General features: G+C 69.5%; 17 protein-coding genes. All 17 read left to right on the plus strand.

Going from position 1 to position 14,276, the window contains the following annotated elements; genetic code table 11:
- The first annotated feature begins 118 nt into the window (after window positions 1-118).
- The gene (gene proS, locus KVT44_RS24040) at window positions 119-1,534 is read left to right on the plus strand and encodes a proline--tRNA ligase (RefSeq protein ID WP_099920456.1); all 1,416 of its coding nucleotides are present in this window, start codon (window positions 119-121) and stop codon (window positions 1,532-1,534) included.
- A 251-nt stretch (window positions 1,535-1,785) separates the two neighbouring features.
- The gene (locus tag KVT44_RS24045; RefSeq protein ID WP_054235363.1) at window positions 1,786-2,382 is read left to right on the plus strand and encodes a hypothetical protein; all 597 of its coding nucleotides are present in this window, start codon (window positions 1,786-1,788) and stop codon (window positions 2,380-2,382) included.
- Between the two features lie 308 nt (window positions 2,383-2,690).
- Window positions 2,691-3,119 carry a 30S ribosomal protein S16 gene (rpsP, locus tag KVT44_RS24050; RefSeq protein ID WP_060901212.1) on the plus strand — a complete coding sequence of 143 codons (429 nt, stop codon included), beginning with the start codon at window positions 2,691-2,693 and terminating at the stop codon, window positions 3,117-3,119.
- 2 nt (window positions 3,120-3,121) lie between these two features.
- Complete coding sequence (locus KVT44_RS24055; protein ID WP_005479813.1) at window positions 3,122-3,361, plus strand: RNA-binding protein; 240 nt, start codon at window positions 3,122-3,124, stop codon at window positions 3,359-3,361.
- A gap of 107 nt (window positions 3,362-3,468) precedes the next feature.
- Complete coding sequence (gene rimM / locus KVT44_RS24060) at window positions 3,469-4,056, plus strand: ribosome maturation factor RimM (RefSeq protein ID WP_217568446.1); 588 nt, start codon at window positions 3,469-3,471, stop codon at window positions 4,054-4,056.
- Entirely contained in the window at window positions 4,056-4,877 is an 822-nt protein-coding gene (trmD, locus tag KVT44_RS24065) for a tRNA (guanosine(37)-N1)-methyltransferase TrmD (protein ID WP_067371098.1), read from the plus strand. Before rimM ends, trmD begins: the two co-directional genes overlap by 1 nt.
- 131 nt (window positions 4,878-5,008) lie before the next feature.
- Window positions 5,009-5,359 carry a 50S ribosomal protein L19 gene (gene rplS / locus KVT44_RS24070; RefSeq protein WP_054235359.1) on the plus strand — a complete coding sequence of 117 codons (351 nt, stop codon included), beginning with the start codon at window positions 5,009-5,011 and terminating at the stop codon, window positions 5,357-5,359.
- Between the two features lie 45 nt (window positions 5,360-5,404).
- A complete protein-coding gene (gene lepB, locus KVT44_RS24075) occupies window positions 5,405-6,121 on the plus strand; it encodes a signal peptidase I (RefSeq protein WP_099920454.1) in 717 nt (238 codons plus the stop codon).
- A complete protein-coding gene (gene lepB, locus KVT44_RS24080) occupies window positions 6,114-7,196 on the plus strand; it encodes a signal peptidase I (protein WP_143687771.1) in 1,083 nt (360 codons plus the stop codon). Before lepB (KVT44_RS24075) ends, lepB (KVT44_RS24080) begins: the two co-directional genes overlap by 8 nt.
- A complete protein-coding gene (lepB, locus tag KVT44_RS24085) occupies window positions 7,081-8,031 on the plus strand; it encodes a signal peptidase I (RefSeq protein WP_217568448.1) in 951 nt (316 codons plus the stop codon). The genes lepB (KVT44_RS24080) and lepB (KVT44_RS24085) overlap by 116 nt, the downstream gene beginning before the upstream one ends.
- A gap of 81 nt (window positions 8,032-8,112) precedes the next feature.
- Window positions 8,113-8,856, plus strand: coding sequence for a signal peptidase I (gene lepB, locus KVT44_RS24090; RefSeq protein WP_099920452.1), 744 nt, complete (start codon window positions 8,113-8,115; stop codon window positions 8,854-8,856).
- A complete protein-coding gene (locus tag KVT44_RS24095; RefSeq protein WP_217568450.1) occupies window positions 8,846-9,376 on the plus strand; it encodes an NUDIX hydrolase in 531 nt (176 codons plus the stop codon). Before lepB (KVT44_RS24090) ends, KVT44_RS24095 begins: the two co-directional genes overlap by 11 nt.
- Before the next feature lie 55 nt (window positions 9,377-9,431).
- Window positions 9,432-9,740 (plus strand): DUF2469 domain-containing protein, encoded by a 309-nt coding sequence (locus KVT44_RS24100; protein WP_003965949.1) that lies wholly within the window; start codon window positions 9,432-9,434, stop codon window positions 9,738-9,740.
- A 143-nt stretch (window positions 9,741-9,883) separates the two neighbouring features.
- Window positions 9,884-10,255, plus strand: coding sequence for a YraN family protein (locus tag KVT44_RS24105; RefSeq protein WP_075031232.1), 372 nt, complete (start codon window positions 9,884-9,886; stop codon window positions 10,253-10,255).
- Entirely contained in the window at window positions 10,255-11,880 is a 1,626-nt protein-coding gene (locus KVT44_RS24110) for a YifB family Mg chelatase-like AAA ATPase (protein WP_217568452.1), read from the plus strand. The genes KVT44_RS24105 and KVT44_RS24110 overlap by 1 nt, the downstream gene beginning before the upstream one ends.
- Entirely contained in the window at window positions 11,877-13,025 is a 1,149-nt protein-coding gene (gene dprA / locus KVT44_RS24115) for a DNA-processing protein DprA (RefSeq protein WP_217568454.1), read from the plus strand. Before KVT44_RS24110 ends, dprA begins: the two co-directional genes overlap by 4 nt.
- A 272-nt stretch (window positions 13,026-13,297) precedes the next feature.
- Window positions 13,298-14,140, plus strand: a complete 843-nt coding sequence (gene whiG / locus KVT44_RS24120) for an RNA polymerase sigma factor WhiG (RefSeq protein ID WP_067371119.1) — start codon at window positions 13,298-13,300, stop codon at window positions 14,138-14,140.
- Window positions 14,141-14,276: the final 136 nt, after the last annotated feature.

Below are 14,276 nucleotides of genomic sequence, written 5' to 3' on the forward strand. Positions count from 1 at the left end.
ATGTCAGGTAACTCCGCACTCGTCGCGCCGTCCAGGGGTTGTGGCGCGCTGCTTGCGCGCTGTCCGCGCGCGGCACAAGAATTCACATGCTGGCAACGTGTGCCCGTACCATCGCGCCATGGCAAAGGCACCCGTTCTCACGCCCCAGGCGGACGACTTCCCGCGCTGGTACCAGGATCTGATCGCCAAGGCCGAACTGGCCGACAACGGACCGGTGCGCGGCTCCATGGTCATCCGACCGTACGGGTACGGGCTGTGGGAGCGGATGCAGGCGGAGATGGACGCCCGCATCAAGGAGACGGGTACCCAGAACGCGTACTTCCCGTTGCTGATCCCGCAGTCGTACCTCACCAAGGAGGCCGACCACGTCGAGGGCTTCGCACCGGAGCTCGCGGTGGTCACGCACGGCGGCGGCAAGGAGCTCGAGGAGCCCGCGGTCGTCCGACCCACCTCCGAGATGATCATCAACGACTACTTCTCGAAGTGGGTGCAGAGCTACCGCGACCTGCCGCTGCTGATCAACCAGTGGGCGAACGTGGTCCGTTGGGAGCTGCGGCCCCGCCTCTTCCTGCGTACGTCCGAGTTCCTCTGGCAGGAGGGCCACACCGCGCACGCCACGTACGAGGACGCCCGCGACTTCGCCGCGCACATCCACCGCCAGGTGTACGAGGACTTCATGCTGAACGTCCTCGGCATGGATGTCGTCCCCGGCCGCAAGACCGTCAAGGAGCGCTTCGCGGGTGCCATCAACACCCTCACGCTCGAAGGCATGATGGGCGACGGCAAGGCCCTCCAGATGGCCACCAGCCACGAGCTGGGCCAGAACTTCGCCAAGGCCTTCAACACCCGGTACCTGTCGAAGGAAGGCAAGCAGGAGCTGGTCTGGCAGACCTCCTGGGGCTCGACGACCCGCATGATCGGCGCCCTGGTGATGATGCACGGCGACGACAACGGACTGCGCGTCCCGCCGCGGCTCGCCCAGATCCAGGCAGTCGTCCTCGCGATCAAGGGGGACGAGGCGGTTCTGGCCAAGGTCCGCGAAATCGGCGACCGGTTGAAGGCGGCGGGTGTACGCGTCCACGTGGACGACCGCACCGACGTCCCGTTCGGGCGGCGCGCCGTCGACTGGGAGCTCAAGGGCGTCCCCGTCCGCGTCGAGGTCGGTCCCCGTGACCTGGAGAACGGCACCGCGATGCTGGCTCGCCGTATCCCCGGCGGCAAGGAGCCCGTCGCCATCGACGCTCTGGTGGAACTGCTCCCCACCGTCCTCGAAGAGGACCAGGCGCTGCTTCTGAAGCAGTCGCGTGAGCGCAGGGAGTCCCGCACCGCGGAGGTGTCGACGATCCAGGAGGCCGTCGAGACGGCCACCGCCGGCGGCTGGGCGCGCATTCCGTGGGCCGACCTCGGAGAAGAGGGCGAGGCCGAGCTCGCCGAGCACTCCGTGACCGTACGGTGTCTGGTCGCCGAGGACGGGTCGGTGCCCGACACCGACGACGCACCCGGTAACGTCGCGGTCGTCGCGCGCGCTTACTGAGTAGGCCCGCAGGGAGGCCGAAACGCCTCTTGCGCATCTGATGACCACAGGGGCCCCGGCGCGCGGACACCGTCTACGCGCCGGGGCGTACGCGTTACTACGTACCGGCTTGGTGCGAGCTGTGAGGCTTCTCCGCAGATCAGCGCACCCGCCCTCGTCCGGACGCATCAGCGGCAACTGACGGGTACGTGCAAATTATTTGGGATGCCCCGGAATAGGAACACAGAGGCCCCCCGGCTCGTTGTCATTACGTGAGCACGACACCACCTGTTCTCGCCGCAGAGCTGGCAGGGGCGTGGGCCGACATTCAGCGGCACCACCCCGAACTGCCCGATCTTGCCGCGCCAGAGTCCCTGATCGGAGAGTCGTCGTCCGCCTGCGGGCACGAACTCTCCTTCGAACGACTGCTGCATGAGGCAGTCCATGGCATCGCCGCCGCCCGCGGAGTCCGCGACACTTCGCGCGCCGGCCGGTACCACAACCGCAGATTCCTCGCCATCGCCGAAGAGCTGGGCCTCGACCACCCGGAGGAGCCGCACCCCAGCAGTGGCTTCTCCTTGGTCACGCTCAACCCCGAGGCGAAGCGGCGCTACCGCCCGACGATCGAGCGGCTGCAACGCGCCCTCAAGGCACACACCGCCGCGACCGCCGCGGACACGGCCCGCTCGTTCCGGGGCCCGGCCGCCCGGCACGGCTCCTCCGGGGGAGGCGTCCGCGTCAAGGCGGTGTGCGACTGCGGCCGCAACGTACGGGTGGTTCCGTCCGTGCTGGCGCAGGCGCCGATCGTGTGCGGAGGATGCGGGAAGCCGTTCCGCATCCCCGAGGTAGTGGGCGCCGCGGCGAGCTGAGCGGACGGCTGCTCGTGGCAGCCGTACTCAGTCGGAGTCAGCCCCGCGCGGCGGCACCCGGTCCGAGCCGGGCGCGCTGCCGACCTCGGCGGTGACCCCCGGTGCCGGGCATCCGGCGCCGGGGGTCACCGCACGCTGCCCCGTGAAGGCGACCCGCCAGGGTGTGGCACAATAGCTAGCTGTACTCGACAGCCGCACAGGACCCCTCTCTCCTCCGGCTGACGCGTCCATCGGGCACTCGGGTACCGCAACCCCACGCGGCCATCTCGCCGTGCCCAACCACGTCAAGACCAGGAGACACCACTTCCGTGGCAGTCAAGATCAAGCTGAAGCGTCTGGGCAAGATCCGTTCGCCTCACTACCGCATCGTCGTCGCCGACTCCCGTACCCGCCGTGATGGTCGGGCCATCGAGGAGATCGGTCTGTACCACCCGGTGCAGAACCCCTCGCGCATCGAGGTCGACTCGGACCGCGCGCAGTACTGGCTGGGTGTCGGCGCGCAGCCGACCGAGCCCGTTCTCGCCATCCTGAAGCTGACCGGCGACTGGCAGAAGTTCAAGGGCGAGCCCGCCCCTGCTCCGCTGCTCGTGGCCGAGCCGAAGGCGACGCGCCCGTCGTTCGACGCCCTGGGCGGCGACGACGAGGGCAAGGGTGAGGCCATCACCCAGAAGAAGAAGGCTGAGAAGAAGGACGAGGCCCCGGCCGCGTCTTCTTCGTCTGAGTCGACCGAGGCCTGAGCATGCTCGAGGAGGCTCTCGAGCACCTCGTGAAGGGCATTGTCGACAACCCCGACGATGTGCAGGTCGCTTCGCGCGACCTGCGCCGTGGGCGCGTTCTCGAGGTCCGGGTGCACCCCGACGACCTCGGCAAGGTGATCGGCCGCAACGGCCGTACCGCCCGCGCTCTGCGGACCGTCGTGGGTGCCATCGGCGGCCGAGGTGTCCGCGTCGACCTCGTCGACGTGGACCACGTCCGCTGACGTAACAGGCAGCACCGGCTCGGGCCGGGGAGGGCTTTCGAGCCGTCCCCGGCCCGTAGTCGTCCCCGACCCCATGCCGTAGGTACATCGACAGGAGATCAAGCACAGTGCAGCTGGTAGTCGCTCGCGTCGGCCGCGCCCACGGCATCAAGGGCGAGGTCACCGTGGAGGTCCGTACGGACGAGCCGGAACTCAGGCTCGGGCCCGGCGCCGTCCTGCTCACCGATCCGGCCTCCGCCGGACCGCTGACCATCGAGACCGGCCGGGTGCACAGCGGCCGTCTCCTGCTGCGCTTCGCGGGCGTACGCGACCGGAACGCCGCCGAGGCGCTGCGCAACACCCTCCTGATCGCCGAGGTCGACCCGGACGAGCAGCCCGAGGACCCGGACGAGTACTACGACCACCAGCTGATGGACCTGGACGTGGTCACCAAGGACGGGATGGAGGTCGGACGGATCACGGAGATCTCCCATCTGCCCTCGCAGGACCTGTTCGTGGTCGAGCGGCCCGACGGGACCGAGGTCTTGATCCCCTTCGTCGAGGAGATCGTCACCGAGATCGACCTGGACGAGCAGCGGGCCGTCATCGACCCGCCGCCGGGCCTGATCGACGACCGGGCGGAAATCGACTCCTCCAGGGACACGGAAATCGCCTCCTCCAAGGACGACGAGGACTCCTCGGGGGCCGACGCCTGATGCGGCTCGACGTCGTCACGATCTTCCCCGAGTACCTGGAACCCCTCAACGTCTCGCTCGTCGGCAAGGCACGCGCGCGTGGGCAGCTGAACGTGCACGTGCACGACCTTCGGGAGTGGACCTACGACCGCCACAACACGGTCGACGACACCCCGTACGGCGGCGGCCCCGGCATGGTCATGAAGACCGAGCCCTGGGGCGACGCCCTGGACTCCGTCCTGGCCGACGGCTATGAGACCGGCTCCCACGGGCCCGTCCTGGTCGTGCCCACGCCGAGCGGACGCCCCTTCACCCAGGAACTCGCCGTCGAGCTCTCCGAGCGCCCCTGGCTGGTCTTCACGCCCGCCCGCTACGAGGGCATCGACCGCAGGGTCATCGACGAATACGCGACCCGGATGCCCGTCTACGAGGTGTCCATCGGCGACTACGTACTCGCCGGCGGAGAGGCGGCCGTACTCGTCGTCACGGAGGCCGTGGCGCGGCTGCTGCCGGGTGTCCTCGGCAACGCCGAGTCCCACCGGGACGACTCGTTCGCCCCCGGCGCCATGGCCAACCTCCTGGAGGGGCCCGTCTACACCAAGCCCCCGGCGTGGCGCGGCCGCGAGATCCCCGACGTGCTGGTCAGCGGTCACCACGGGAAGATCGCCCGCTGGCGCCGCGACGAGGCCCTGCGTCGTACGGCGGCGAACCGGCCCGACCTCATCGAGCGCTGCGACCCTTCCGTCTTCGACAAGAAGGACCGCGAAATGCTCTCGATCCTGGGCTGGCAGCCGGAACCCGACGGTCGATTTTGGCGCAGACCAGAGGCCGTGGAAGAATAGGCCGCTGTTGTCTGCGTACACCGGGCGCCCCTGCCACAGGGGGACACGACGCCCGTCCCGACGCGGCGGCACCCTCTTGGAAAACTAGCTCCCGTTGATGACCTGTGGCATCAGCGAAGAAAGCAGACGAAATGTCTCACCTGCTCGACTCCGTCGACAGCGCGTCGCTGCGCAGCGACATCCCGGCCTTCCGCCCGGGTGACACCGTCAACGTCCACGTCCGCGTCATCGAGGGCAACCGCTCCCGTGTGCAGCAGTTCAAGGGCGTAGTCATCCGCCGCCAGGGCGCCGGTGTCCGCGAGACCTTCACGGTCCGCAAGGTCTCCTTCTCGGTCGGTGTCGAGCGTACCTTCCCGGTGCACACCCCGATCGTCGAGAAGATCGAGCTCGTCACCCGTGGTGACGTGCGTCGCGCGAAGCTGTACTACCTGCGTGACCTGCGCGGCAAGGCCGCGAAGATCAAGGAGAAGCGCGACAACTGAGCTCGCGAAGGGGTTCACATGGACGCCGGATAACATCTGGCTCCGATGGACACCGAAGCACAGCACACGGAGCGCGACCGCTCCTCCCGCCCCACTGAGTCCGAGGACATCTCGGACGTCGAGGGGCCGGAGGGACGGTCGCGTTTCGCGTTGGTGGCCCGGGCCGCTGACTGGCTCCCAGGTGGGCGGATCACTCTGACCGTGCTGGTCTGTCTGCTGTTCCTGGTGCTGTTCAGCAACTTCGTGGTGCAGCCGTTCGAGATTCCCAGCAGCTCGATGGAGCGCGGATTGAGGATCGGGGACCGCGTTCTCGTAAATAAGTTGGCGTACCGTTTTGGTGCTGAGCCGCGGCGGGGCGATGTCGTCGTGTTCGACGGCACTGGCTATTTCGGGAACGCCGACTACGTCAAACGCGTCGTCGGTGTGGGGGGAGACCGCGTGGTCTGCTGCGACAAGGACGGGAGGCTCGAGGTGAACGGCCGGTCGGTCGACGAGTCGACGTTTCTGTACCCGGGGGACAGCCCGTCCGACGTCTCCTTCGACGTCGTGGTGCCCACCGGCAGCCTGTTCCTCCTCGGAGACCACCGCAGCGACTCGAGCGACTCCCGCGACCACCTGGGGTCTCCCGGCGGCGGCATGATCCCCGTCGGTGATGTGATCGGCAGGGCCGACTGGATCGCCTGGCCCGCGGGCCACTGGACCCGGCTGCAGCGTGCCGCCGCCTACGCGCGTGTGCCCACCGCGGACGGTGTCCATGGGTAACCGCGGCAGGCCACGTGGGGTCTCCGACCACGCCGCCGACAACCTGCTGCCCACCGGCACCCGGCGCGCCGCAGGCGGCGCCGCACGGCCCGGCCGTGCCGAGCGCCGCAAGCTCCAGCGCAAGGTCAAGCGGCGCCGACGGCGCTCCGCGATCAAGGAGATACCCCTCCTCGTGGGCGTCGCGGTGCTCATAGCCCTGGTACTCAAGACCTTCCTCGTCCAGGCCTTCGTGATCCCGTCGGGCTCCATGGAGAACACGATCCAGATCGGCGACCGTGTGCTCGTCGACAAGTTCACGCCATGGTTCGGCTCCAAGCCCCAGCGCGGCGACGTCGTCGTCTTCAAGGACCCCGGCAACTGGCTGGCCGGGGAGAAGACCACCAAGAAGAACGACCCCGTCGTCGTCAAGCAGGTCAAAGAGGGCCTGACGGCCATCGGTCTGCTGCCCTCCGACAACGACAAGGACCTCATCAAGCGGGTCGTCGCGGTCGGCGGCGACACCGTGAAGTGCTGCGACACCCAAGGGCGCGTGACCGTCAACGGCATGCCGCTCAACGAGCCGTACATCCAAGCAGGGAACAAGCCGTCGGACTTCCCCTTCGAAGAGACCGTGCCCAAGGGCCGTCTCTGGGTGATGGGCGACCATCGAGCCAACTCGGCCGACTCCCGCTACCACCGCACCGAGAAGTACGGCGGGACCGTCTCCGAGAGTTCGGTCGTCGGCAGAGCCATGGTCATCGCCTGGCCCTTCGGGCACTGGACCCGTCTGAAGGAACCGGACACGTTCGCGTCCGTGCCGAGCGGGTCGGCAACCGCCCTCGGCCAGTCGCATAGGGTGGCGTCCGCGGATCTCAATCGATTGATCCCGCTCCCGAGCCCTGCGGAACTCCCGCTCGTTATGGGAGTGGTGGGCCTGCGCCGGATCCGGCGCAGGCGGCGGCACGGAGTGAGGAGTGGATGTGGGGGATTTGGCGGTCGGCGCACGATCCGGACACGATGGCCCCGAGGAGCAGCCGGAGCGACCCGACGGATCGGCCACCCCGGCCACGACCGACGTCACGGGCTCCGGGAGTGACTCCGGGGACGGCGGCGGCGGTACGAAGGAGCAGGGCGAGCAGGAGCCGAAGCCCAAGAAGCCACGTTCCTTCTGGAAGGAACTCCCGCTCCTCATCGGTATCGCGCTCGTTCTCGCGCTGCTGATCAAGACCTTCCTGGTCCAGGCGTTCTCGATTCCCTCGGACTCGATGCAGAACACCCTTCAACAGGGCGACCGGGTCCTGGTCGACAAGCTCACCCCGTGGTTCGGTTCGGAGCCCTCGCGCGGCGAGGTCGTCGTCTTCCACGACCCCGACAACTGGCTGGCGGGCGAGCCCACGCCCAACCCGAACGCCGTGCAGACGTTCCTCAGCAAGATCGGCCTGATGCCGTCGGCCAACGAGAAGGACCTCATCAAGCGGGTCATCGGCGTCGCCGGTGACACGATCGAGTGCAAGGGCACCGGCCCGCTGACGGTCAACGGCAAGGCACTGAACGAGGACTCGTACGTCTACGCCGGGAACACCCCGTGCAGCGTCGACGACCAGGGCGGCCAGTTCAAGGTGACGGTACCCAAGGGCAAAATCTGGGTCATGGGTGACCACCGGCAGAACTCGCTGGACTCGCGCTATCACCAGCAGGACGATCACCAGGGCTTCGTGCCGGTGGGCAATGTCGTCGGCCGCGCCATCGTGATCGCCTGGCCGCCCACCCGCTGGGACACGCTGCCGATTCCCGACACCTTCGACCAGAACCTCAGCGCGGCCGCTCCGGGCGCGCTCGGGCTGGCTGGCGCGGTGCCGCTGGTGCTGTGGCGCAGGCGTCGCCTTACCGCCGGAAACCCGAGGGTTTCTGGTCGGGGTACCGCCGGGTAGGGTGCCGTCCCAGATCGCCGATCTTCCGCGGCCCGCAGGTGGGGCCGTGGGATCGATTCTCCGAGTTGGGGGAGCACTGGGATGAGCAGGACGTCAGGTCGTACGGACGAGGGCCGCGGGCGGCTCGGCAGCGTGCTGTCGGGGTTGGCCGTGGCCCTCGGCTGTGTGCTCTTTCTCGGCGGCTTCGCCTGGGGTGCGATCGAATACCAGCCGTACACCGTGCCGACCGAGTCGATGGTGCCGACCATCAAGGCGGGCGATCGCATTCTGGCCCAGCGGATCGACGGCGGTGACGTCAAGCGTGGCGATGTCATCGTCTTCAAGCAGAAGAGCTGGGGCGACATGCTCCTCGTCAAGCGGGTCGTCGCGGTCGGCGGTGACACGGTCGCGTGCTGCACCAACGGCAAGCTGACCGTCAACGGCAAGCAGATCGACGAGCCGTATCTCGCCAAGGGCCAGGCCGCGGAGTCGACCCAGATCCCGACCGTCGAGGTGCCCAAGGACCGGCTCTTCCTGCTCGGTGACGAGCGCAGCGGCTCACTGGACTCCACGGCCCACCTCACCGAGGCCTTCAACGGCACCGTCGCGCGCAGCGCGGTGAAGGGCCGGGTGGACGCCATCGCCTGGCCGATGGACGGCATGCTGGCGCGCCCCACGGGCTTCGAGACGCTGGGCGGGATCTCGTCGCCCGGGCCGCTGCGGCTGGTCCTGACCGCCATCGTGGTCGGCGCGGTGCTGGTGCTGGGCGGAGCGGCGTACGGGCCGATCGCCACACGGCTGAGCCGGCGCGGCCGGAGGCGTACGGAGCTCGCCGGTGCCGCCTGAGGCGTCGTACGGGGGTTCGGTCGAGGACACCGACGGCGGCGGGCCCCGGAAGGTGGCCCGGGTCGTCCTGCTCGACGAGCAGGACCGCATTCTGCTGCTGCACGGTCACGAGCCGGACGATCCGGCGGACGACTGGTGGTTCACACCCGGCGGGGGCGTCGAGGGCGACGAGACGCGCGAGGAGGCCGCGCTGCGGGAACTCGTGGAGGAGACCGGCATCACCGAGGTCGAGCTGGGTCCGGTGCTGTGGCAGCGGAGCTGTTCGTTCCCGTTCGCGGGGCGGCGCTGGGACCAGGACGAGTGGTACTTCCTGGCCCGTACGAGCCAGAAGGGAACCGTCGCCGCCGGGCTGACGGAGCTGGAACGGCGCAGTGTCGCCGGAGCGCGATGGTGGACGTGCCGGGAACTGACCGAGGCACATGAGACGGTGTATCCGACCAGACTCGCCGGGCTGCTGCGCAGGCTGCTCGACGAGGGTCCTCCGGCCAGGCCTGAGATCCTCGACACCGAAATCGTCTAGAGGCTCGCGGGGCTGGCGCACAATAGGGGGACGCACGGCTGAAGGGGAACATGCCATGAGCGCCGAGGACCTCGAGAAGTACGAGACCGAGATGGAGCTGAAGCTCTATCGGGAGTACCGCGATGTCGTCGGTCTGTTCAAATATGTGATCGAGACCGAACGGCGCTTCTACCTCACCAACGACTACGAGATGCAGGTGCACTCGGTCCAGGGCGAGGTGTTCTTCGAGGTGTCCATGGCGGATGCCTGGGTGTGGGACATGTACCGACCTGCTCGTTTCGTGAAGCAGGTGCGTGTCCTGACGTTCAAGGACGTGAATATCGAGGAGCTGAACAAGAGCGATCTGGAACTGCCGGGCGGTTGATGACGGGCGGCCGGACGAGCGGCCGATAACGGGCCAGGAACCCTCGTGTGGGTGAGGGAGTTGTCCACAGTCGGCCGTTTGTCCACCAAGATCCAATAGCCGGTCGAAGTGGCCTCAGTGTTGGCGCCGGAGGTGGTGCCGACATGAACACACCCGAGGCACGCAACGCACTGGGCAAGTACGGCGAGGATCTGGCCGCACGGCGACTGACCGAGACCGGGATGACGGTCCTGGCGCGCAATTGGCGCGGCGGCAGGACCGGCGAGATCGACATCGTGGCCCGGGACGGCGACGCGCTCGTCGTCTGCGAGGTCAAGACGCGCAAGGCGGGGGCCTTCGAGCACCCGATGGCGGCCGTCACGCCGGCCAAGGCACAGCGCCTGCGCGGCTTGGCCGAACGCTGGCTCCAGGAACACGGCGGGTCACCACCCGGCGGCGTCCGCATCGATCTGATCGGCGTCGTCCTCCCCGATCGCGGCGCGCCCGTGGTCGAGCACGCGCGGGGGGTGGCCTGATGGGATTCGCGCGTACCTGTGCGGTGGCCCTCGTGGGCGTCGAGGGCGTGGTCGTCGAGGTCCAGGCGGACCTGGAACCGGGCGTCGCGGCCTTCACCCTGGTCGGCCTGCCCGACAAGAGCCTGACCGAGAGCAAGGACCGGGTCCGGGCGGCGGTGGTGAACTCCGGCTCGGCGTGGCCCCAGAAGAAGCTCACGGTCGGTCTGAGCCCGGCATCCGTACCCAAGGGCGGCAGCGGTTTCGACCTGGCCGTCGCCTGCGCGGTGCTGGGAGCCGCCGAGCGCATCGATCCCCGGGTGCTCTCCGACATCGTGATGATCGGCGAGCTGGGCCTGGACGGACGCGTACGGCCGGTGCGGGGCGTGCTGCCGGCGGTCCTGGCCGCGGCGGACGCCGGGTACGAGCAGGTGGTGGTGCCCGAGTGCGCGGCCGCCGAGGCCTCGCTCGTACCGGGGATCTCGGTGCTCGGGGTGCGCAGTCTGCGCCAGCTGATCGCGGTGCTCACGGACGAGCCGGTGCCCGAGGAGGATCCGGACGAGCAGGGGCGACCGGATCCGCTGATGGCGGGACTGCGGATGCCGGGCACGGGCGCCGCCACCGGCATGCACGGCATGGGCGCGGCCCAGCACGACCACGGTCACGACCTCGCCGACGTCGTGGGCCAGCACTCGGCACGGACCGCCGTGGAGGTCGCGGCGGCGGGCGGTCACCACCTCTTCCTGGAAGGTCCCCCGGGAGCGGGCAAGACGATGCTCGCCGAGCGGCTGCCGGCCATCCTGCCGCGGCTCACCAAGGGCGAATCCCTGGAGGTCACCGCCGTCCACTCGGTCGCCGGCCTGCTGCCACCGGGCAAACCCCTGGTCGACATCGCTCCCTACTGCGCCCCGCACCACTCGGCGACCATGCAGGCCCTCGTCGGCGGCGGCCAGGGGATCGCACGGCCGGGCGCAGTGTCCCTGGCTCACCGCGGAGTCCTCTTTCTGGACGAAACGCCCGAATTCAGCAGCCAGGCCCTAGACGCGCTGCGCCAGCCCCTGGAGGCGGGGCATGTGGTGATCGCGCGCAGCGCGGGGGTGGTGCGGTTTCCGGCGCGGTTCCTGATGGTGCTGGCGGCGAACCCCTGTCCCTGCGGCCGTTTCTCGCAGCGGGACGACCTGTGCGAGTGCCCGCCCTCCATGATCCGCCGCTACCAGGCCAGGCTCTCCGGGCCGCTGCTCGACCGCGTCGACCTGCGGGTCGAGGTGGACCGCGTCACCCGGTCCGAGCTGACCGAGCGCGGTGCGCGGGGCGAATCCACCGAGACGGTCGCCGACCGGGTGCGGGCGGCCAGGGAGCGGGCCGCCGTGCGGCTGGCGGGCACGCCCTGGCGGTCGAACAGCGAAGTGCCGGGCCGGGAGCTGCGCAGCCGTTGGTACGCGTCCCTGGGCGCGATGGACGAGGCGGAGCGGAGCCTTGAGCGAGGTGCCCTGACCGCCCGCGGCCTCGACCGGGTGCTGCGTGTCGCCTGGACCGTCGCGGACCTGGTGGGACACGACCGACCCGGCGCGACGGACGTCGCCCTCGCCCTGCAACTGCGCACCGGGGTCCCCCGTGGGGTACCGATGGCGATCGGCGCGCTGTCGTGAGCCAGGAGGACGAGAGGCTCCAGCGGGCCTTCCTCGCGCGGGTGATCGAACCGGGCGACGAGGTCTGCGGGCGCTGGCTGCGGGCGGTCGGTGTCGCGGAGGCGGTCCGGCGGCTCGTCGCGGGCGGCGAGCAACCACGGGGAGTGACGGACAAGCGCTGGGCGGGACTGCGGGCCCGGGCGGAGCGGGCGGATCCGGAGAGGGACCTCGCGGTGGCGCGGGAGGCCGGGACCCGGTTCGTGTGCCCCGGCGACCCCGAGTGGCCGGCGCAACTCGACGACCTCGGCGACACACGTCCCACCGGCCTGTGGGTACGGGGGCGGCCCAGCCTGCGGATATGGGCGCTGCGCTCGGTCGCCGTGGTCGGAGCCCGGGCCTGTACCGAGTACGGCGCACATATGGCGGCCACGCTCGGCGCCGGGCTCGCCGAGCGGGGTTGGGTGGTGGTGTCGGGCGGTGCCTACGGGGTGGACGGCGCCGCGCACCGGGGCGCCCTCGGGGCGGGCGGCGCCACTGTCGCCGTGCTGGCCTGCGGAGTCGACCGGCCCTATCCGCGCGGGCACACCGAGTTGATCACCAGGATCGCCGAACAGGGGCTGGTCGTGGGGGAGTTGCCGCCAGGTGACCATCCCACGCCGAGCAGATTCATCCTCAGGAACCGGGTCATCGCCGCGCTCACCCGGGGGACCGTGGTCGTCGAGGCCGCGTACCGCAGTGGCGCGCTGGTCACGGCGCGGGCGGCGCAGCGGCTGGGGCGGTTCGCGATGGGGGTGCCGGGCCCCGTCACCAGCGGACTGTCGGCCGGGGTGCACGAGCTGCTCCGCGGGGAAGCGGTCCTGGTCACGGACGCCGCGGACGTCGCCGAACTGGTGGGCGACATCGGCGAGCTGGCCCCGGACCGGCGCGGGCCCGTGCTGCCGCGTGACCTGCTGGATCCGGGCGCCGGACGAGTGCTGGCCGCGTTGCCGGCGCGCGGTCTGGTGGGAGCGGAGGACATCGCCCGCGGGGCGGGGACCACCACGGACGACGCGGTCGGGAGGCTGTACGAACTCCGATCACTTGGCTTCGTCGAACGACACGGCGACGGCTGGAAGTTGACACGCCAGGCAATGATCTCGGTCCGCGGCGATCGTCGCGGGTGTTGACCGAGCGTGTTCGGCCGTCCGGGCGAACGCCGACAGCCTTGGCAATTCCCGCAGTTGATGTCTCTCGGCGATCACGGAGGGCGACGAACATGCCCCCGAGGGACGCACAGCGGAACGTATCTGCGCACGGTTGATCTGCTCCCCTTCGCGCACTGCGACGCCCCAGTCACGCTACGCTCACGTGGATTCCGACGCAGGACAGGCAACTCGACATCAGCGCGACAGCTCACCCAGGTACCCCCAGTTCACGGCAGAACGGCACAAGGCGACGAATGCCCCAGCACACCTCCGGGTCCGATCGGGCGGCGATCCCCCCAGCCGCCCGCGACGGCGGTAGCGTGCGCCCGCCCGCTCCCTCGACGCTTGACGAGTTGTGGCGGTCGTACAAGGCGACGGGGGACGAGCGGCTGCGCGAGCAGTTGATCCTGCACTACTCGCCGCTGGTGAAGTACGTCGCCGGGCGGGTGAGCGTGGGTCTGCCGGCCAATGTGGAGCAGGCCGACTTCGTCTCGTCGGGGGTGTTCGGGCTGATCGACGCGATCGAGAAGTTCGACATCGAGCGGGAGATCAAGTTCGAGACGTACGCGATCACGCGGATCCGGGGCGCGATGATCGACGAGTTGCGGGCGCTGGACTGGATCCCCCGGTCGGTGCGGCAGAAGGCGCGCAATGTGGAGCGCGCGTACGCGACGCTCGAGGCTCGGCTTCGGAGGACGCCGTCGGAGGGTGAGGTGGCCTCCGAGATGGGGATCGGGGTGGAGGAACTCCACGCGGTCTTCAGCCAGTTGTCGCTGGCCAACGTGGTGGCGTTGGAGGAGCTGCTGCACGTCGGCGGTGAGGGCGGTGGCCGGCTGAGTCTGATGGACACGCTGGAGGACACCGCGGCGGACAATCCGGTGGAGGTCGCCGAGGACCGGGAGCTGCGGAGGTTTCTGGCACGGGCGATCAACACGTTGCCGGAGCGGGAGAAGACCGTGGTCACGCTGTACTACTACGAGGGCCTGACGCTCGCGGAGATCGGGAACGTGCTGGGAGTGACGGAGAGCCGGGTGAGCCAGATCCACACCAAGTCGGTGCTGCAGTTGCGCGCCAAGCTGGCGAGTTTCGGGCGCTGACCTCGAGCGGGGCAAGCTGCTGAATCGTCCCTGCCTGGTCGCTCCCCCTCGCTGGCGCGTTCCTATCGGGTGGTGGGAGTGACTGCCGTCCGGGGCGGTCCGTCCGTAAAGTGGTGGGCGTGCCAAGGATTCGAGC

The sequence above is a fragment of the Streptomyces sp. GbtcB7 genome (genome assembly GCF_019091445.1).
Lineage (GTDB): Bacteria > Actinomycetota > Actinomycetes > Streptomycetales > Streptomycetaceae > Streptomyces > Streptomyces mirabilis.